Here is an 18,370-nt window from a genome sequence, read left to right on the forward strand (position 1 = left end):
GAGCAGCCTGGCCACGCTGACCGCGCTGGTCGCTGCGCTGGGTGCGGGCCTGCAGTGGTCGGCCATCGACGGGTCGTGGCGCGCAGTGACGGCGCTCTCTGCAGCCCTGGCGGTTGCATTCGGTCTATGCGCTGCAATTGCCGGCTACCGCAGCGCGCGCGCGCAGCACGCCCTGTTGCAACGGCTGCAAGAAGCCGACCTCGCCCGCGAGCGCCTGCAGCAGGAGCTGCAGCGTCACGGCGCGCTCGAACAGGAGCTGTTGCGCGCCAAGCAGGCCGCCGAGGCCGCCACGCTGGCCAAGGGCGAATTCCTGGCCACCATGAGCCACGAGATCCGTACCCCGCTCAACGGCATCATCCCGATGCTGGAATTGATCTCCAGCGGCCAGCTCAGCCTGGACCAGCGCGACATGCTGCAGACCGCCACCGGCAGCTCGCTGCAGCTGCTGCGCATCGTCGACGACATCCTCGACTACTCCAAACTCGAAGCCAACAAGCTCGAACTGGAGATCACCACCTTCAACCTGCGCGAGCTGCTCGACGGCGTCGTGCAGCTGTTGCAGCGCACCGCCGAAGGCAAGCAGCTGCGCCTGGGGCTGGATATCGAACCGTCGGTGCGCCTGCTGGTGCGCGGCGACCCGATCCGCCTGCGCCAGGTGCTGGGCAACCTGATCGGCAATGCGATCAAGTTCACCGAGCGCGGCAGCGTCGACATCCAGCTGCGCCGCCTGGGCGAGACCCGCGCTCAGCATCTGCTGCGCTTCCAGGTGCGCGACACCGGCATCGGCATCGCCCCGGACCAGCAGGCGCGCCTGTTCCGCTCCTTCGCCCAGGCCGATGCCTCCACCACGCGGCTGTACGGCGGCACCGGCCTGGGGCTGGCGATCTGCAAGCGCATCATCGACCTGATGGGTGGCCGCATCGGGGTGGAATCCGAACCCGGGCGCGGCGCCACGTTCTGGTTCGAAATCCCGCTGCTCAAGGTCATCGGCGACCTGCAGCAGAACACCGCCGCCGATGCCGCGCGGGTGATGGTGATCAGCTCCGACACCCGCCTGTCGCAGCGCCTCAAGCGGCTGCTCGACAGCTGGGGCGTGCCGCACATGTTGATGGAGACCACCCAGGAAGCGCTGGAGCGGGTGCGCCGCCACAGCGACAGCGAAGGCTTCCGCTGCGTCATCGCCGACCACGACACGCTGCGCTACAGCGCGCGCGCCCTGCATCGCGCACTCGCGCGCCCAGACGACCTCGGCGGCGCGCGCCTGATCTGGCTGTACGGCGACGAGCCGGTACCGTCCGAGCTGCAGGACGATGCCACCCTGGTGCCGCGCCTGAGCCCGGACGAGACCCTGCGCTCGTTGGTGTTGCCGCCCGAGCCAAGGCCGGCCCACGCGGCCACGCTGGCCGCGGCGATGATTCCCGGGCCGATGGCGCCGGCGCTGGCCAGCGCGCGCGACGTACGCATCCTGCTGGTGGAAGACAACCCGGTGAACCTGCTGGTCGCGCAGAAGCTGCTGGCCGTGCTCGGCTTCGAGGCCGACACCGCCACCGATGGCGAAGCCGCGCTCAGCAGCATGGAGTCCACCCGCTACGACATGGTCTTCATGGATTGCCAGATGCCGGTGCTGGACGGCTATGCCGCCACCCGCCGCTGGCGCGCGATGGAAACCGAAAGCGGCGGCCGCCCGATCCCGATCGTGGCGATGACCGCCAACGCCATGGCCGGCGATCGCGAACGCTGCCTGGCCGCCGGCATGGACGACTATCTGTCCAAACCGGTCGCCCGCGAGCAGCTCGACGCCTGCCTGCAGCGCTGGCTGCCGCGCCAACCGTTGCTGCCTGGCCCGGCCACTGGCAGCCAGGCCGCAGGCGACCCCGAGAGCACCAGCAGCGCCGCGCAGGCGCGCGCCCTGCCGATCCTGGACAACGGCGTGATCGATGAGCTGTACGAGGTGGCGGGCGCGGACACCATCAGCATCCTGCAGCTGTTCCTGGAAGACGCACCGGGCATCATCGAGCGACTGGAAACCGCAGCCACCAATCGCGACAGCATGCAGCTGCGCGACCTGGCGCATACGCTCAAATCCTCCAGCGCCAACGTCGGTGCCCAGGCGCTGGCCAATGCCGCGCGCCGGATCGAACTGGCCGCGCGCACCGGCACCATCGAACGCCCCTCGGTGATGGTGGCGCTGGTCATCGCCGAGTACGCACGCGCCCGCCTGGCGCTGCTCGGCCAGGTGGCCCGCCTGCAAGCCGCAACCCGCGCAGCCGGCTGAACCGCGCAAGCCCCGAGCCGACCACAGGAACCGGCCGGGCAACGCAGTCGAAGCCATCCCGCAAAGAAAAATCCAGCCGCGCTCCAGCCGCGGCGAGAAGCCAGCAGTTGCGCGTCATTGGCGCGCGTGCCTTTGCAGCACCCACCTCGCAAATGCGGGCCGGGGGTAAGGGTGCGCGCGCAGTCACACGCGGCCAGTCACAGCTACGGCGCGGCACCCATGCGCGCCCACAACGCCTGCATGCTCCCGGCGTTGCCAGCGCCTAGTGACTCACCCTCTCGCGCTGATTTCGACACACCGCTACCAGCACCGTACCGCGCGCCCTCAGTCGTCCAGCTTGGTCAGCAGGTAATTCGGCTCGCCGATGCGCACCACCAGATCCAGCTGCGTTTCCAGCCAGTCGATGTGCTCTTCTTCCGACTCCAGGATGTCCACCAGCAGCTGGCGGCTCACGTAGTCGTTGACGGTCTCCGCATAGGCCACGGCCTCGCGCAGCACGGCAACTGCCTCACGCTCCAGCGCCAGATCGCAGCGGAACATCTCGGTGGGGTTCTCGCCGATGCGCAGCTTGCCCAGCGCCTGGAAATTGGGCAGCCCTTCGAGGAACAGGATGCGGTCGGACAGCTTGTCCGCATGCTTCATCTCGTCGATGGATTCCTTGTACTCATGCTCGGCCAGTTCCTTCAGGCCCCAGTTCTTCAGCATCTTGGCGTGCAGAAAGTACTGGTTGATCGCAGTGAGTTCGTTGTAGAGCACCTTGTTGAGGTACTCGATGACCTTGGTATCGCCCTTCATGCGATGTCTCCGAGACAGTGAGCCGGCCGCACTGTAGCGCGTTGCCGCGGGGCATGAAGGAACGCGAATCGTGATCAGTTGCGCGACGCCTGCACGCTCCCGGGTGGGCCGTCATCCGGCCTGTCGCAGGAGCGGAGCGCGCAGCGATCATTCACCGAGCGATCGTTGCAGACTGCCGATCGAACCATGACTGCAGCCGGTCCCGAACCGACCGCGTGGACGGCAGCCAGGAAGGCGACCTATCGATTGCGCGTTGGTGGCGCGAGGGGAAAGCGGCAGCGCGAGCCAGCAACCCGGCAACTCGTCTGCGGCAATCTGTTATCGACAGCGCGCGAGCACGCTGGAAGGCACTCAGGCAGCGCTGGCAAGCCCCAGCATGGGCAGCGGCAGGATGCGGCTCGCATGGGCCTGGCTCAGCACCTCGCCCGCCATTTCCAGGCACGCCCCACAGTTCGAACCACAGCCGGTGCGCATGGTCAGTTCGGCCAGGCTGGCGCAGCCATTCTCGGCCGCTTCGCGGATCTGGTGGTCGGTGACCCCATTGCAGATGCAGACGTACACGGTATCGGTCGGGTGCTGGCGATCCGGAGAGGACCGGCACTGATTGCACCTCAAACGAGAATAGGTGTCAATTCCAAACGTTAATCATTATTAATCCGCACCGCACGAGGCCCGCCCCGCTTGCGCGGACGCTTGCGCGGGCTGTCGTGCCCGGCCGCGCTGCTGCCTGGCAACCAGGCCTCCAGCGCGCGCTCGGGCATCACCCCGACCGCCGCCGAGCCCGCGATGGTCTGCGCCAGCGGCGCCAGATGACGCAGCGCGCGCGCATAGACCCCGCGCTTGAACATCACCACATGCTCGACCGGATACCAGAAATCCACCCAGCGCCAGTGGTCGAACTCCGGCGTGTCGGTATGGTCGAGCTTGAGATGGGATTCGTGGCCGGTGAACTGCAGCAGGAACCACACCTGCTTCTGGCCGATGCAGACCTGACGCTCGTTGCGCCGGACTGCCCGGCTCGGCAGGCGATAGCGCAGCCACCCAGGGGTGGCACCGAGCAATTCGACATGCTCGGGCAACAACCCGGTTTCTTCGCGCAACTCGCGGTACATGGCTTCTACGGGTGTCTCATCGGTATTCATGCCACCTTGCGGGAACTGCCAGCCGTCCCTGCGCACGCGTCGTGCCCAGAACACCTGACCATCCTCTCGCATCAGCACGATGCCGACGTTTGGCCGGAAACCGTCCGGATCGATCACGATGCGGACTCCTGAAAATCTACTGTCACCGACTCTGCCACGGCGACGGCCGGCTCACAAGCTGAAAACGAAATGCTTGACAACACGCGAGCGCTTGGTAAGAATTGCCGGCTCCCTAGGCTATGTAGCTCAGCCGGTTAGAGCACAGCACTCATAATGCTGGGGTCGGTGGTTCGAGTCCACCCATAGCCACCAAGGTGTTCATGCGCACACAGGCATGCAATAATCTTGGCCCAACACGTTTTATTGCCCCGTCGCCAAGCGGTAAGGCACCTGACTCTGACTCAGGCATCGGTGGTTCGAATCCATCCGGGGCAGCCAAACACGAAAGGTCCGATCTGACGATCGGGCCTTTTTTGTTGCCCCAAATTCCTCTTGCCGGCATTGCTGCAGCCAGCAAGGGTGCAGCGCGCGCATGCCCGCCCAAGGCCGAACAACGATCACTTCAGGCGAGACCCTACCCGCCCTGGTCGGAAATGGATGCCGGGCCAGCCAGGCATCCAGCAGACAGGCACCGAGCCCGGCCACTGCGCATGGCGTCACCCAGGCGGCCGTGCGCAGGCGCAGCAGCCGACACTCGTAGCCGGCACCAGATGACCGGCCAGCGTTCGCGAAGCCCGCCAGACCTGGAAAGAAAAACCTGCCTCGACATAGCGGGTCGCAGGGCGCCGACTGCAGTCTCCAATGCGCAGGCCCCAAAACGACAAAAGCCCGGCATGGCCGGGCCTTTGAAGTAGGCGCCCCGGCGAACCGGGACGCAACAAACGCAATGGATCAGCGCTTGGAGAACTGGGTCGCGCGACGGGCCTTGTGCAGACCGACCTTCTTACGCTCGACTTCGCGGGCGTCACGGGTCATGAAGCCGGCCTTGCGCAGCTCGGACTTCAGGGTTTCGTCGTACTCGACCAGTGCACGGGCGATGCCCAGACGGATCGCACCGGCCTGGCCGGTGGTGCCGCCGCCGGAGGCGGTGACCAGGATGTCGAAACTTTCGGTGTTCTTGGTGAGTTCCAGCGGCTGACGCACGATCATGCGTGCGGTCTCACGGCCAAAGAACTCGTCCAGCGGACGGTCGTTGACGGTGATGTTGCCGGTACCCTTGCGCAGGAACACGCGAGCGGTGGAGGACTTGCGGCGGCCAGTGCCGTAGTTTTGCGTGATAGCCATGATTAGATATCCAGAACTTGCGGCTGCTGGGCGGCGTGCGGATGCTCGGCACCCGAATAGACCTTGAGCTTGCGGTACATGGTGCGGCCCAGGGGGCCCTTCGGCAGCATGCCCTTGACGGCGATTTCGATCACGCGCTCCGGGTGGCGCTGCAGCGCCTGCTCCAGGCTCTCGGTCTTGAGGTTACCGATGTAGCCGGTGAAGCGGTGATACTTCTTGTCTTTCAGCTTGTTGCCCGTGACCACGATCTTTTCGGCATTGATCACCACGAGGTAATCGCCGGTATCGACGTGCGGGGTATAAACCGGCTTGTGCTTGCCGCGCAGACGGCGGGCCAGTTCGGTGGACAGACGGCCGAGCGTCTTGCCGGCGGCGTCGACGAGATACCAGTCGCGCTGGACGGTCTCGGACTTGGCGGTGAACGTAGTCATGAGAAAACTCTTGAGTGGTCGGGCGGATTGCAGCGGCGGCGACCGCTGGAACTTTGCCACGCGTTGTGAAGGCGAAACAGAAGAGGCAGGAGTGTACGGGACGCACGGCGGCGGCGCAAGTTGCAGCGACAACCGAGCCATGGCGGTTGGCAGCACGGCGGAGCGGGGCCAGAATCGCCGTATGACCCAGATCTCCCCCAACCGACTGCACAGCCCGCTCGACCGGCTGCTGGTCGAAGCCCAGCGCGCGCTGGACACCGTATTCGGCAATCCGCCGGCCGAACGCCCCAATCCCGCTGCCGACACACCCGACGTCGCACTGGACCCGGAGCAACGTCGCCACGCCGCCGGCCTGATGCGCATCAACCATGTCGGCGAGGTCTGCGCGCAAGGCCTGTATTTTGGCCAGGCCGCCGTGGCCCGCGATGCCCACACCCAGCACCATCTGCTGGAGGCGGCGCAGGAAGAGACCGACCATCTGGCCTGGTGCGCGGACCGCCTGCACGAGCTGGACAGCCGCCCCAGCCTGTTCAACCCGCTCTGGTACGCCGGCAGCTACGCCCTGGGCGCCCTGGCCGGTTTGCGCGGCGACGACTGGAGCCTGGGCTTCGTGGTCGAGACCGAGCGCCAGGTCGAAGCGCATCTGGACGAACACCTGGAAACCCTCCCCGAGGCCGACCAGCGCAGCCGCGCGATCCTGCGCGTGATGAAGATCGACGAGGCCCGCCACGCCGACCAGGCCGAACAGGCCGGCGCACGCCCCCTCCCGCCCCCGATCCCCAGCGCCATGGCCCTGGCCTCCAAGCTGATGAAAGCGGTGGCGTACCGGCTGTAGCCGGCGGGATTGGGGATTGGGGATTGGGGATTGGGGATTGGGGATTGGGGATTGGCGGCTGGCGGCTGGCGGCTGGCGGCTGGCGGCTGGCGGCTGGCGGCTGGCGGCTGGCGGCTGGCGGCGCCCAGCAAACCATGCCCATACCTCTTGCAACACCCCACTGGAGCAGAGCCCCCTTTTGTTAAGGGGGCGCGCCGAAGGCGCGGGGATAGGGTGCTACGAAGTGGGGCCCAAGGTTTGCGTAGCAAACCTTGGGGGGTCAGGCCCACGCAGTGGGGCTGACCACGCAGGGCTGACCACGCAGGGCTGACCACGCAGGGCTGACCACGACTACCCCACCAGCTTCAGCCCGATCACCCCGGCCACGATCAGGCCGATGCAGGCCAGGCGCGACCACGACGCGCTGTCGCCGAACAGCGCGATGCCGGCGATGGTCACGCCCAGCGCGCCGATCCCGGTCCAGATCGCGTAACCGGTGCCGACCGGGATGGTCTTCAGCGCCTGGGTCAGGAACCACAGGCTGATGCCCGCCAGACCGACCGTCAGCACGGTCGGCCACAGGCGGGTGAAGCCGTCGCTGTACTTCAGGCCCATGGCAAAGCCGATCTCGAACAGGCCGGCCAGCAGCAGATAGATCCAGGGCATCGCAGTACTCCTCACAAAAAACGCACAAAAAAAAAGCGACCCAGTGCTTGCACACTGGGCCGCCGTCGGCTGTGGAACGCGAGGTCATCGCGTGGCGGGCCGTCCCGCCTTGGTTCTTCCGCGCGCCTGCAGGCAGGCCGCGCAACAGCGCGCTCGCTGCGCTTATTCGCTCAGGTTGCGCCCGTGAAACAATTCTTCGATCTCGCGCTTGAGCAGCGTTTCGATCTTCATGCGCTCCTTGAACGAGAGGTTCTTGGCGCGCTCCTCGAACAGGTACTGGTCCAGGTCGAAGTCCTTCAGGTGCATCTTGGTGTGGAAGATGTTTTCCTGATAGACGTTCACGTCGAACATCTCGTAGCGCGACTTCACGTTCTTGGCGAGGAAGTGCTGGATCGAGTTGATCTTGTGGTCGATATAGTGCTTCTTGCCCTTCACATCGCGGGTGAAGCCACGGACGCGGTAGTCCATGATCACGATGTCCGACTCCAGACTCTCGATCAGGTAGTTCAGCGCCTTCAACGGCGAGATCACGCCGCAGGTGGCGACGTCGATATCGGCGCGGAAGGTGGCGATGCCTTCCTGCGGGTGCGTCTCGGGATATGTATGGACAGTGATATGACTTTTGTCCATATGAGCGACCACGGCATCGGAGATCAGCTCCTTGCCGGCCTGCTTCTTGTCGATGACAGGCTCTTCCGAGATCAGGATCGTGACCGATGCGCCCTGCGGATCGTAGTCCTGACGTGCGATATTGAGGATGTTGGCGCCGATGATCTCGGCCACATCGGTCAGAATCTGCGTCAGACGATCGGCGTCGTACTGTTCATCGATATATTCGATGTAGCGCTGACGCTCCTCTTCGGTACGCGCGTAACAGACGTCGTAGATGTTGAAGCTCAACGCCTTGGTGAGGTTGTTGAACCCCTGCAGCCTCAGGCGAGGCAACGGCTTGACCACGTCGGTCTGTCCTTATGGAAGGCGGGAAAGGAAACAATTATGAGCCAAAGATCCCAGCAACGAAATGCCGACGTTAAGAATGGTTTACCTTGCATGACTCATGCCGTTAAGCTTCAGGAATTACACGCGGAACTACCATGAGCCCAGGAAACACGACGGTTGTGACTACGACGGTACGTAACGCTACCCCTTCTCTGGCGCTGGACGCGGGCACGATCGAGCGTTTCCTGGCGCACAGCCATCGCAGGCGCTATCCGACCCGGACCGATGTGTTCCGGCCAGGAGACCCGGCTGGCACCCTCTACTACGTGATCAGTGGCTCGGTGAGCATCATTGCCGAGGAAGATGACGATCGTGAGTTGGTGCTGGGCTACTTCGGTAGCGGCGAGTTCGTCGGCGAGATGGGGTTGTTCATCGAATCCGATACCCGCGAGGTGATCTTGCGCACCCGCACCCAGTGCGAGCTGGCCGAGATCAGCTACGAGCGGCTGCAGCAGCTGTTCCAGACCAGTCTGTCGCCGGATGCGCCCCGCATCCTGTACGCGATTGGCGTTCAGCTGTCCAAGCGGTTGCTCGACACCACAAGGAAAGCCAGCCGCCTGGCATTCCTGGACGTGACCGACCGCATCGTGCGCACCCTGCACGACCTGTCCAAGGAGCCGGAAGCGATGAGTCACCCGCAGGGCACCCAGCTGCGCGTGTCGCGGCAGGAACTGGCACGGCTGGTGGGCTGTTCGCGCGAAATGGCCGGGCGCGTGCTCAAGAAGCTGCAGGCCGACGGCCTGCTGCATGCACGCGGCAAGACCGTCGTGCTGTACGGCACCCGCTGAGCGGCTGTTGGCGCGGCTGGTGCAGCACTGCACCGGCCGCAGCTTGGCCGCATGCCGCACGGCATGCGGACCGATGTGGTCGGGCGCGTTCCGCCGCCGAGCGCTGCGCGTGTTTTGCCGCAGCAGCGGGTTGCCGTTCCGCGCCGCTTCGGTGGGCGTGGAGTGACCAATACCCCGGGGAACAACCGCCGGATGCGCGCGAATCCAGCCGCGTGTGCGCCGGGTAGCTGCTGCGTTCGGATGCCTGCCGCACCCGCCAGGCTGCGCGCCGCTAACGGCGCCAGGCGCTACAGCGCCTTCCCACCGCGATCGCGACATCCCCAGTTGAGGATCGGCGTGCCTGTCGGCAGCACCTGCCGGAACAGCGCTTCGCGATTGGCCTTCGGATTGACCACCACCGGCGCGCGCGCCGCCTTCAGCAGCGGCAGATCCGCGGTGCTGTCCGAATAGGCAACGGCGATGTCGGCATAGCCGCGCTCGCGCAGCATGCGCATCTTCTCTTCGTTGTGGCAGTGACGTCGCGCGGTGACCGCCCCCAGGCGGGGGCCGACCAGGCTGCCGATCACCGGCACGTCCTGATGGGCGACAAAGCCGAGAATCGCGCGCGCCAGTTCCGGCGGCGCGCCGGTGGCCACCACCACACGGTCGCCGGCAGCGCGGTGGTCGGTGAACACCTTCAAGGCGTGCGGCAACAGGCGCTGGCGGATCTGCGCCTCATGCTTGAGCACGTAGGCATCGGTGAAACGGTTGAACTCGCGCGTGCGGTGCAGGCCGAAGGTGGCGATCCACACATACCCGGACACGCCGCGGCGGCGGGTCGACAGCATCGCCACCATCGGGCCGAGGATCGGCGAGGCCAACAGCGCCACCAGCAGACGCAAGGGGTTGCGCCTGATCAGCCAGGCGAACAGATGGCTGCCGGAGTCGCCGTCATAGAGCGTGTGGTCGAAATCGAAGACCACCAGCGGTGCGTCGTCGCGCGGTACGGGATACGCCTCAGTCATGCGCGAAGAATAGCTGACGCAGCGACTCGCCGGGTTCGGGCGCGCGCATGAAGGTCTCGCCGACCAGAAACGCGTTCACGCCGTGGCTGCGCATCAGCTGCACATCGTCCGGGGTGACGATGCCGCTTTCGGTGACCAGGATGCGGTCGCGCGGCACCGCGGCGCGCATGTCCAGCGTGGTCTGCAGCGTCACCTCGAAGGTGCGCAGATTGCGGTTGTTGATGCCGACCAGCGGCACCGGCACCTGCACCGCGCGCTCGAGCTCGTCGATGTCGTGCACTTCCACCAGCACGTCCAGGCCCAGTTGCATGGCCAGGCCGGAGAGCTCGGCCAGTTGCCCATCGTCCAGGGCCGAGACGATCAGCAGGATGCAGTCGGCGCCGAGCACGCGCGCCTCGTAGACCTGGTAGGGGTCGACGGTGAAGTCCTTGCGCAGCACCGGCAGCGTGCAGGCCTCGCGCGCCTGGCGCAGATAGGCATCGGCGCCCTGGAAGAAGTCCACATCGGTCAGCACCGACAGGCAGCTGGCGCCGCCGAATTCATAGCTGACCGCGATGTCGGCCGGGTGGAAGTCGGGCCGGATCACGCCCTTGGACGGGCTGGCCTTCTTCACTTCGGCGATCACCGCCGGGTCGCCGGCGGCGATGCTGGCCTGCATGGCGGCGGCAAACCCGCGCGTGAGCGGCAGGTCGGCGCTGCGCGCGATCAGCTCGGCCAGCGGCACGCGCGCACTGCGCTCGGCGATTTCTTCGGCCTTGCGGGCAAGGATGGTGTTGAGGATATCGCTCATCGTATCGGGTCCTGGCGGTCGGGCATTATCGGTCAAGACGGCCGCAACCGGCCGCCACGCGCCAGCCCCCAGCATGCCAGCGGTCATGATCAGGATGCCGCCACATGCCTGCCGGTGCAGTGGGAGGGGTCAGGCCTGTGAGGCAATCTGCCGGGTGAAGGCGACATAGGCGTCCAGTCTTGCACGCGCCGAGCCATCGGCCAGGACCGCACGCGCACGCACGACGCCCTCGGCGATGCTGTCGGACACGCCTGCCACGTATAGGGCGGCACCGGCGTTGAGCGCGACGATGTCCAGCGCCGGGCCGGGCACGTTGTCCAGCACCTGCAGCAGCATCGTGCGCGATTGCGCGGCATCGGCCACCTTGAGGTTGCGGCTGGCCGACATGGCGATGCCGAAGTCTTCCGGGTGCACTTCGTACTCGCGTACCTGGCCATCGCGCAGTTCGCCCACCAAGGTGCCGGCACCGAGCGAGAGTTCGTCCATGCCATCGCGCCCCCATACCACCAGCGCGCGCTCGGCACCGAGTTCCTGCAGCACGCGCGCCTGGATGCCGACCAGGTCCGGATGGAACACGCCCATCAGGATGTTCGGCGAGCCGGCCGGGTTGGTCAGCGGGCCGAGGATGTTGAAGATGGTGCGCACGCCCATTTCGCGACGCACCGGCGCCACCACCTTCATGGCCGGGTGATGCACCGGCGCATACATGAAGCCGATACCGGTGTGCGCCAGCGAGGCCGCCACCTGCTCGGGTTGGAGCTCGATCACCGCGCCCAGCGCTTCCAGTGCATCGGCGCTGCCGGACTTGGACGACACGCTGCGGTTGCCATGCTTGGCCACCTTCGCGCCACCGGCCGCAGCCACGAACATCGCGCAGGTGGAAATATTGAAGGTGTGCGAGCCATCGCCGCCGGTACCGACGATATCGACCATGTGCTGGCGATCACTCACCTCTACGCGGCGCGAGAACTCGCGCATCACGGTGGCGGCGCCGGCGATCTCGCCGATGGTTTCCTTCTTGACCCGCAGCCCGGTGAGGATGGCGGCGACCATCATGTCCGACACCTCGCCACGCATGATCTGCCGCATCAGCTCGACCATTTCGTCGTGGAAGATTTCGCGGTGTTCGATGGTGCGCTGCAGGGCTTCTTGCGGTGTGATGGGCATGGGAACAACCGTGGCAGAACGTGATGGGTGGCTACGCAGGCGACGTGCGCCGCGCTCGATCAGTGTGGGAACGGGCGCAAGCTAGCAGATGTACCAGGGCGAAGCAGCTGCACCTGTGGCGATCATTGGCCTGGACGCTTCATGCGAAAGCGCGCTTGCGGCTGCACTTCGTAATAATCGGCCGGCCCGCCTGCGCGCAGAATCGTCTGCACCGCGGCCGGGTCGTAGATGCCCTCGTGCAGTGCCGACGCAGCCAGATGCACGCCGACGACCTCGCCCAGCACCAACCAGGTCTCGATGGCGTGGCCGGTAGCGGTCTGCAGCGGCAGCAGCTGGCTGAGCCGGCATTCGAAGCTCACCGGGCTGGCGGCAACCCGTGGCGCAGCGATCAGGCGTGATGGCGCCATCTGCAGGCCGGCAAGATCGAATTCGTCGACATCGGAAGGCACCATCGCCGCGCTGGCGTTCATTGCTTCGGCCAGCGGGCGGGTCGCGAGGTTCCAGGTGAATTCGCCAGTGGCCTCGATATTGCGCAGGCTGTCCTTGCGACCGATGCTGGCAAAGCCGACGATCGGCGGCGTGTAGTTGAAGGCATTGAAAAAGCTGTACGGCGCAAGATTGGCGATGCCCTCGGCGCTGCGCGAACCGATCCAGCCGATCGGGCGCGGGCCGACGATGGCATTGAACGGATCGTGTGGCAGACCGTGGCCCTGGGTCGGCTCATAGAAATGGATGTTGTCGTCGGGCTGGTTCATCGTGAAGCGATCTCTGGTGACTGCGACGCGCGCAGGCATTACTGGGTGAGGAAAACGCTGGTTGCATGCGTCGGCGAGGCCGTCCGCGAGCGGCGACGTAGCGTCTCGTAGACAGCCGCGCTCCCCGCTGGTGCGTGGATGCCGATGCAAGCTGCGCCGATGACGGCCATGTGCGTGACGACCATCGCGATCAACGCTGCAGAAAGTTTTTCAGCAGCGCATGACCGTGCTGGGTCAGGATCGACTCGGGGTGGAACTGCACGCCTTCCACCGGAAACTGGCGATGGCGCAGGCCCATGATCTCTTCCACCGAGCCATCCGGATTTTCGGTCCAGGCGGTGACTTCCAGCGAGTCCGGCAGAGTGGTCTTGTCCACCACCAGCGAGTGATAGCGCGTGGCCTCGTAGCTGTCCGGCAAGCCGGCGAACACGCCCCTGCCTTCGTGGCGAATCGGCGAGGTCTTGCCGTGCATGATGTTGCCCGCACGGATCACATCGCCGCCATACACCTGACCGATGCTCTGGTGGCCCAGGCACACGCCCAGGATCGGCGTGGTCTGGCCCAGCTGTTCGATCAGCTGCAGCGAGATGCCGGCCTCGTTCGGCGTGCACGGACCGGGCGAGATCACGATGCGCTCGGGCCTGAGCGCGGCGATCTGGTCGACGCTCATCGCATCGTTGCGCACCACCGTCACCTCGGCCCCCAGCGCCTGCAGGTACTGCACGAGGTTGTAGGTGAAGCTGTCGTAGTTATCGAGCATGAGCAACATATCAGGCCTATCTATTTGTTTTTAAGAGGGCCATTGGCCCAGTTAGACTCTCAATACCCGCTCCAATACCCGCTTATTTCTTCGATACACGAGGTGCCGGGGTCGGCAGGTACCACTCGTGGCATATCTTCGCACGAGCCTGCTCTCGGCTTTTCAAACTAGGGCGCTGCGCAGCCGGTAAGCACATAGGTCCGGGGCCGGCCAGCGAATGCACTACGCCTCCCCCCGTGGGGGTTTCGTCCTGCAAAACAAGAACCACCAACGCAAGCCCCCCCGCCCAACTTGTTCGCCGGGACAGGGAAGGATTGGGCCTGGCAGCCACTGCTTCCGGCCGCCAATCACAAGAATCGCAACTTAGGGTGGCCAGCGGGGTGCCGATGTTCGCCGGCGCCCCTAGTGCCCGGACCAGAGCCGCCGTCAGATGCGATCAGGTTCGGCGTTGATCTGAGTGAATAGCTGCTCGGCCGTCTGGCGCGCAACGGCATCGGCGTCGTTTGGGAGCGAAGTCAAGTCTATGCCCTCGTTGCCGCCGTTTTTCGTAGGCTGCTCCCCCGACGTCATCGTTGTAAGGCGAGCTATCCTCATAGATAGCCTCGTATCTGTCTTTACTCAGGTCGTGCTCCAGCAGGCGGGACAGGTACATCCAAACCCACGCCCGCTCGTCTGGTTCTTTATGGTCGAGGATCAGCTCGCGCATTGCGCCGATGTCGCCTTCTGCGCAGCGGCCGTTAGCCAATAGCGAGCCGTCTCTCGATCTCCGTACTCGCTTGCGATATCGATCATGCTCATCGGGTCCATTTCGGACGTATTGCTGAACGCGCGCCCGAACTCTCTGGCAACTTACTGCCCAGACTCAGCCTGGAGCGACGCAGCTTCGAGCCTAACAACGACGAAATCGAACGTCCGTCCACCAATTTGCGAGAGGGGCGGTGGGATGCCGTAGCCTATGTAATCTTGCAGTTAGTGATCGTGATAGGAGTAGGGCCTCTGCGGCCTCGCTAGCTGCTCCTGCCGGTGCGAACGCACAAGATAGGTGGGCGCCGGCAACTGACGGTTGTAAGCATCGCCCGTTGTGGGTTGGCGAGATCATGCACCTCACTTCAATCCCAAATTCTCACTCCCATACCTCCACTTCAGACCTCGCGCAAGGTACGAAACGCGTACATATCGGCGAACGTACAAAAATGAAAACGCGGAATGGTGATAGGCCCCGCAGCGGCAAGTCGCTTGAGCCAGTGGCCGACTGCAGCACGGTAGTCAGCCTGCTCTGCAGGATGGAGCGTTTCGCACCGGTAGGCGAGTGAGATATGGAACTGGAAGTTGGTGTAGTCCGGGCGCTGCAGCCGGGTCAAGGTCATCAATGCGTGGCGCGCTGTTTCCAACCGTTGTGCGGTCTGCTCGTCCGCAGGTTTCAGTGGGATGAGCAGATTATCGTTGGCGCCGGTCCTTGCCGTTGCTGGGTTGACTGCAAAGTTGCACGCACTCAGCGGTGCAGCAGTGCGTTGCGCCAGCCGCGATAGAAACGCAGCATTGATCTCGCTCAGTGCGACATCGCGCGCCATATCACTTGGCCAAGGCCCGCGCACGCGATCGATCTCATTGACGCCGCCTAGCAAGGTCACGTGGTAACTGCTCGGCGGCAGCAACGCGAACTTGGTGGCGAAGCGGTGCTCGGGCAGTTCGCGATAGATGTCCAGCACGCGGTCGAAGCTGTCGTAGCCCTCGCCCTGCTGTTCGAGATGGCCAACGAACGTGTTGCCGGCAAACGGCATCGGCCGCCTGGAGTGCAGGAACTTGCGGCCCACATCCGGCGGTGGCGGTGTCTCGGCAAGCGTGGGTAGGGCGGTGGCCAACACCGCGGTGCCTGCAGCGGCGGCCAGCAGCCGGCGTCGGCTGAAGGGGGTATCTAGACATGACGACATGCACGCTCCTCAAAGTTTGACGTTGACGCCGAGCATCACGGTGGGGGCCATCTTCCAGGCTGATTGCACGTATTCCTGATTGCGGCCGATGCGGTATTGGTAGCCCTGTCCAGCCAGGTTGAGCACGTCCAGACTCACGGCGACCGATGGCGACACGTCCCAAGCCAGTTTCAGATCGATGCGGTCCAGCGGTTGCTGGTAGCGGTTGCGATAGAACTCCTGCTGGTTGCTGTAGTTGGGGTAGCGGTCATCCCACAGTTCGCCGGTCCGACTCCAGGCCAGCGAACTGCGCAGCGGCCCACGGGCATAGTTCAGGGTCAGGTTCCATAACTGCTTGGGCTGCTGCGGCAACACCGAGAGCGTGGTGCGCGAGCCATCGCCGAGTACCACCGGGTAGTCCACGTCCAGGACGGTGACATTGGCACCGACCGACAGCCCGGCCAGCGCAGGCAGCCACGGGCCCAGTTCCTTGATCGCGCCCAGTTCGGCACCGCGCATGCGGACCGGCCGGTCGGTATTGCGCGGCTGGGTGACCAGTACCTGCTCGCCGTCAATGGTCTGCAACTGCCCGTAACGGAAAATCTCGTTGTCGATGGTCTTGTGGAACAGCGCGATCGACAGCAGGCTGCCGCCGTCGTCGAAGATCCAGTCGTGGCTAAGGTCCAGATTCTGCGAGCGGCGCGGCTGCAGGTCCGGATTGCCCTGGTTGAGCGTGGGTGGGGTACTGCCCGGCGTGAGCACGCCACCGTTCAACGCCATCTGGTCCAGACGCGGTCGCCCGATCGAGCGGGACACTCCAAAGCGCAAGGTGCCGGCGGCGCTGGTCTGCATCTGGCCGGCCAACGATGGGAGCCAATTGCGGTAGGTGCGCTGCGCGCTGACCGGGGTCCAGGTGGTTCCGCTCAGTTGCTGGCCGCTGCTGCCAAAGCGTGTCTGCTCCAGGCGCACGCCGCCGGCCAACCGCCAGCGCTCGCCGCGCCACTGTGCTTGTGCGAAGCCGGCGCGCACCTGCTCATCCAAGCTGTAGGTGCCGCTGTTCTGCGCGGTGATGTCCGCCACGCCGCGCGCCTGGCCGGACACCGCATCCCAGCGTGCGTCGGCCAGGTCCGGGTCGATGATCAACATGGGCGCATTGCAACCCAGGGCGCAGGTGGGGTTGCCCAGCACATCGGCCAGCGAATAAGGCAACCCGCTCCAGGTCGTGCGCTGGAACGCGGTCTGCATGTGCGTGCGCACCTGTCGCAGGCCAAAGGCCAGTCCCAGCCCCTGGCTGTCTTCGTCCATGTTGCGACGGAGCTCCAGTTGCAGGTCGCTCACCCGTTCGGCGTAGGTCGTGCGCTCCTGCTGGTGGTTGAGGTTGGCGTAACGGGTCGGGTCGTCGGCCAGGGCCGGGTCCAGGGCCGTGAATGCCGGCAGGGTGCCATTCCAATCGAAGCCGTAAGCCAGGCCATTCTGCTGGAAGCGGTCCCAGGTCTGCGGGTTGTCCACCGTGGCGCGCGAGGTGCTTGCGCGCAGCGCGCCGCGCCACTGGTCAGGCAGCTCGGCCAGCAGTTCGCCGTTGATGCCGGACAGCCCGCGCTTCCAGCGTAGCTGCCCCAACTCGACGAGCTGGTTGAGATTGTCCAGCGTGCCGCTTTGCGGGCCGCTGCGGGTCAGGCGCGCGCTGTTCTGCACCTGGGCGACCTGGGCATTGCGGTCGGAAGATTCGTGCTGGTCGAACGTGTAGCCGGACACATGGCCGCTGAGCGGACCATCCGGCTGCCAATCCACGCGTGCGGTCACGCCGCGCCGTTCGCGGGTGTTGTCGTAGTTGTACCAGCGCCGTTCGCTAGGCACCGCCGCGCCGGTGCCGCCATAGGCCGACGCCGCGCGCGTGCCGTCGGCGTTGTACCAATTGAGGGCGCCGCCATTTTCCTGCTGCGGCACCGAAATCTCACGGCGCCAGACACTGGCCGCACCCAAAAACGCGAACTGGCCGTCACGCCCGAAGCGCTTGCCCCATTTCAGCTCGCCTTCGCCCACCGGCGTGCGGCCGCCATAGCGGCTTCCCATGAGGTTGGCGCCGCCCTTGGCCGAGGCGGTCAGCAGGCCATCGGGCCGGGCAAAGCCGGTGGCGGTGACCAGATTGGTGACACCACCGATCGCGCCGCCATCGTTCTCCGGCAGCAGCGACTTCACCACATCGATGCGGTCCACGAAGTTGGCCGGCAGCACATCCATCAGCGCCTGGCGGCTACCGATGTCGTTGCTGGCGAAGGCAAAGCCGTCGATCAGCATGCTGTTGTAGTTGCCGTTGAGGCCGCGCACCGTCACATAGCGTGGTTCGCCCTGGTACTCCACGGTGCTGACGCCGGCGACCCGGCGCAGCGCATCGCCCACGTTAAAGTCCGGCAGTTGCCCGATGCTGTCGGCGGCGACCGAATCCACGATGGTGGGCGCCGCCTGCTTGGTGGCGACAGCACGCGTGTTCTGCGACTGGAACGAGGTGCAGACCTTCACCGTATCCAGGGTTTGCGCTTCATCCAGGGATGCCGCATTTGCCTCGACCGGTGTCTCGGTCGCGCGGGCTGGCCCTGGGAGCACGCCGATCAGGGCCAGCAGCAGCGCCAGCGACAACGCATGCCGGTGCTGCGGGCGAGGCGGTGGGAGGCAATGGGAGCGGGTATGAGGCTGCAACGGGCGCATGGCACGATCCGACATGGGGCGGCCCCGTGCTGGTGCCGCAGGCGGATTAAATTAAGCTCGTTAATTAAAGCGATTATGACAACG

At 65.3% G+C, this 18,370-nt stretch carries 17 protein-coding genes and 2 tRNA genes; 5 read left to right on the forward strand and 14 right to left on the reverse strand.

The features are described from left to right. Positions 1 to 7: 7 nt before the first annotated feature. On the forward strand, positions 8 to 2,275 hold the full coding sequence (locus XarbCFBP7408_RS09485) for an ATP-binding protein (protein WP_181106389.1): 2,268 nt from the start codon (positions 8 to 10) through the stop codon (positions 2,273 to 2,275). A 324-nt stretch (positions 2,276 to 2,599) separates the two neighbouring features. Here the strand turns inward: XarbCFBP7408_RS09485 and bfr are convergent, their stop codons facing one another. The 3 genes from bfr to XarbCFBP7408_RS09500 form a co-directional block, all read right to left on the reverse strand. Then, complete coding sequence (gene bfr / locus XarbCFBP7408_RS09490; protein ID WP_104562735.1) at positions 2,600 to 3,070, reverse strand: bacterioferritin; 471 nt, start codon at positions 3,068 to 3,070, stop codon at positions 2,600 to 2,602. 351 nt (positions 3,071 to 3,421) lie between these two features. Continuing rightward, positions 3,422 to 3,631: a (2Fe-2S)-binding protein gene (locus XarbCFBP7408_RS09495; RefSeq protein ID WP_104562736.1), complete on the reverse strand. Its 210-nt coding sequence runs from the start codon at positions 3,629 to 3,631 to the stop codon at positions 3,422 to 3,424. Between the two features lie 80 nt (positions 3,632 to 3,711). Continuing rightward, entirely contained in the window at positions 3,712 to 4,329 is a 618-nt protein-coding gene (locus XarbCFBP7408_RS09500) for an RNA pyrophosphohydrolase (protein ID WP_024938192.1), read from the reverse strand. A 118-nt stretch (positions 4,330 to 4,447) separates the two neighbouring features. Here XarbCFBP7408_RS09500 and XarbCFBP7408_RS09505 point away from each other — a divergent pair. Together XarbCFBP7408_RS09505 and XarbCFBP7408_RS09510 are read left to right on the forward strand one after the other, a co-directional pair. After that, positions 4,448 to 4,524, forward strand: a tRNA-Met gene (locus tag XarbCFBP7408_RS09505). A 52-nt stretch (positions 4,525 to 4,576) separates the two neighbouring features. Next, positions 4,577 to 4,650, forward strand: a tRNA-Gln gene (locus tag XarbCFBP7408_RS09510). Positions 4,651 to 5,103: 453 nt separating this feature from the next. Here the strand turns inward: XarbCFBP7408_RS09510 and rpsI are convergent. Both rpsI and rplM read right to left on the reverse strand, forming a co-directional pair. Beyond that, positions 5,104 to 5,496, reverse strand: a complete 393-nt coding sequence (gene rpsI, locus XarbCFBP7408_RS09515) for a 30S ribosomal protein S9 (protein ID WP_016902423.1) — start codon at positions 5,494 to 5,496, stop codon at positions 5,104 to 5,106. 2 nt (positions 5,497 to 5,498) lie between these two features. Next, positions 5,499 to 5,927, reverse strand: a complete 429-nt coding sequence (gene rplM, locus XarbCFBP7408_RS09520) for a 50S ribosomal protein L13 (RefSeq protein WP_003483082.1) — start codon at positions 5,925 to 5,927, stop codon at positions 5,499 to 5,501. A gap of 181 nt (positions 5,928 to 6,108) precedes the next feature. Between rplM and coq7 the strand changes: the two genes are divergently transcribed. Continuing rightward, positions 6,109 to 6,762, forward strand: a complete 654-nt coding sequence (gene coq7, locus XarbCFBP7408_RS09525) for a 2-polyprenyl-3-methyl-6-methoxy-1,4-benzoquinone monooxygenase (RefSeq protein WP_104562737.1) — start codon at positions 6,109 to 6,111, stop codon at positions 6,760 to 6,762. Between the two features lie 330 nt (positions 6,763 to 7,092). Here coq7 and XarbCFBP7408_RS09535 read toward each other — a convergent pair whose 3' ends face one another. Both XarbCFBP7408_RS09535 and speD read right to left on the reverse strand, forming a co-directional pair. Further along, a complete protein-coding gene (locus XarbCFBP7408_RS09535) occupies positions 7,093 to 7,407 on the reverse strand; it encodes a DMT family transporter (protein ID WP_104562738.1) in 315 nt (104 codons plus the stop codon). 162 nt (positions 7,408 to 7,569) lie between these two features. Further along, positions 7,570 to 8,364, reverse strand: a complete 795-nt coding sequence (speD, locus tag XarbCFBP7408_RS09540; RefSeq protein ID WP_005990692.1) for an adenosylmethionine decarboxylase — start codon at positions 8,362 to 8,364, stop codon at positions 7,570 to 7,572. Between the two features lie 137 nt (positions 8,365 to 8,501). On the opposite strand from speD, the gene crp reads away from it, so the two are divergent. Continuing rightward, the gene (gene crp / locus XarbCFBP7408_RS09545) at positions 8,502 to 9,194 is read left to right on the forward strand and encodes a cAMP-activated global transcriptional regulator CRP (RefSeq protein WP_024938194.1); all 693 of its coding nucleotides are present in this window, start codon (positions 8,502 to 8,504) and stop codon (positions 9,192 to 9,194) included. A gap of 287 nt (positions 9,195 to 9,481) precedes the next feature. Here crp and XarbCFBP7408_RS09550 read toward each other — a convergent pair whose 3' ends face one another. The 7 genes from XarbCFBP7408_RS09550 to XarbCFBP7408_RS09585 all read right to left on the reverse strand — a co-directional run bounded on the left by XarbCFBP7408_RS09550 (position 9,482) and on the right by XarbCFBP7408_RS09585 (position 18,286). Continuing rightward, positions 9,482 to 10,198 (reverse strand): haloacid dehalogenase-like hydrolase, encoded by a 717-nt coding sequence (locus XarbCFBP7408_RS09550; protein WP_104562739.1) that lies wholly within the window; start codon positions 10,196 to 10,198, stop codon positions 9,482 to 9,484. Beyond that, the gene (gene trpC, locus XarbCFBP7408_RS09555) at positions 10,191 to 11,063 is read right to left on the reverse strand and encodes an indole-3-glycerol phosphate synthase TrpC (protein ID WP_429001379.1); all 873 of its coding nucleotides are present in this window, start codon (positions 11,061 to 11,063) and stop codon (positions 10,191 to 10,193) included. Before trpC ends, XarbCFBP7408_RS09550 begins: the two co-directional genes overlap by 8 nt. A 54-nt stretch (positions 11,064 to 11,117) precedes the next feature. Then, positions 11,118 to 12,155: an anthranilate phosphoribosyltransferase gene (trpD, locus tag XarbCFBP7408_RS09560; protein WP_104562741.1), complete on the reverse strand. Its 1,038-nt coding sequence runs from the start codon at positions 12,153 to 12,155 to the stop codon at positions 11,118 to 11,120. 122 nt (positions 12,156 to 12,277) lie between these two features. Further along, positions 12,278 to 12,910, reverse strand: a complete 633-nt coding sequence (locus tag XarbCFBP7408_RS09565; RefSeq protein ID WP_104562742.1) for a flavin reductase family protein — start codon at positions 12,908 to 12,910, stop codon at positions 12,278 to 12,280. Between the two features lie 190 nt (positions 12,911 to 13,100). Then, a complete protein-coding gene (locus tag XarbCFBP7408_RS09570) occupies positions 13,101 to 13,679 on the reverse strand; it encodes an anthranilate synthase component II (protein WP_104562743.1) in 579 nt (192 codons plus the stop codon). A gap of 1,133 nt (positions 13,680 to 14,812) precedes the next feature. Further along, positions 14,813 to 15,601, reverse strand: coding sequence for a DUF1868 domain-containing protein (locus tag XarbCFBP7408_RS09580; RefSeq protein WP_104562745.1), 789 nt, complete (start codon positions 15,599 to 15,601; stop codon positions 14,813 to 14,815). 9 nt (positions 15,602 to 15,610) lie between these two features. Further along, positions 15,611 to 18,286, reverse strand: a complete 2,676-nt coding sequence (locus XarbCFBP7408_RS09585) for a TonB-dependent receptor (RefSeq protein ID WP_181106378.1) — start codon at positions 18,284 to 18,286, stop codon at positions 15,611 to 15,613. Between the last annotated feature and the right edge of the window lie 84 nt (positions 18,287 to 18,370).

This window comes from Xanthomonas arboricola pv. guizotiae, assembly GCF_002940205.1.
Classification (GTDB): Bacteria; Pseudomonadota; Gammaproteobacteria; order Xanthomonadales; family Xanthomonadaceae; genus Xanthomonas; species Xanthomonas arboricola_C.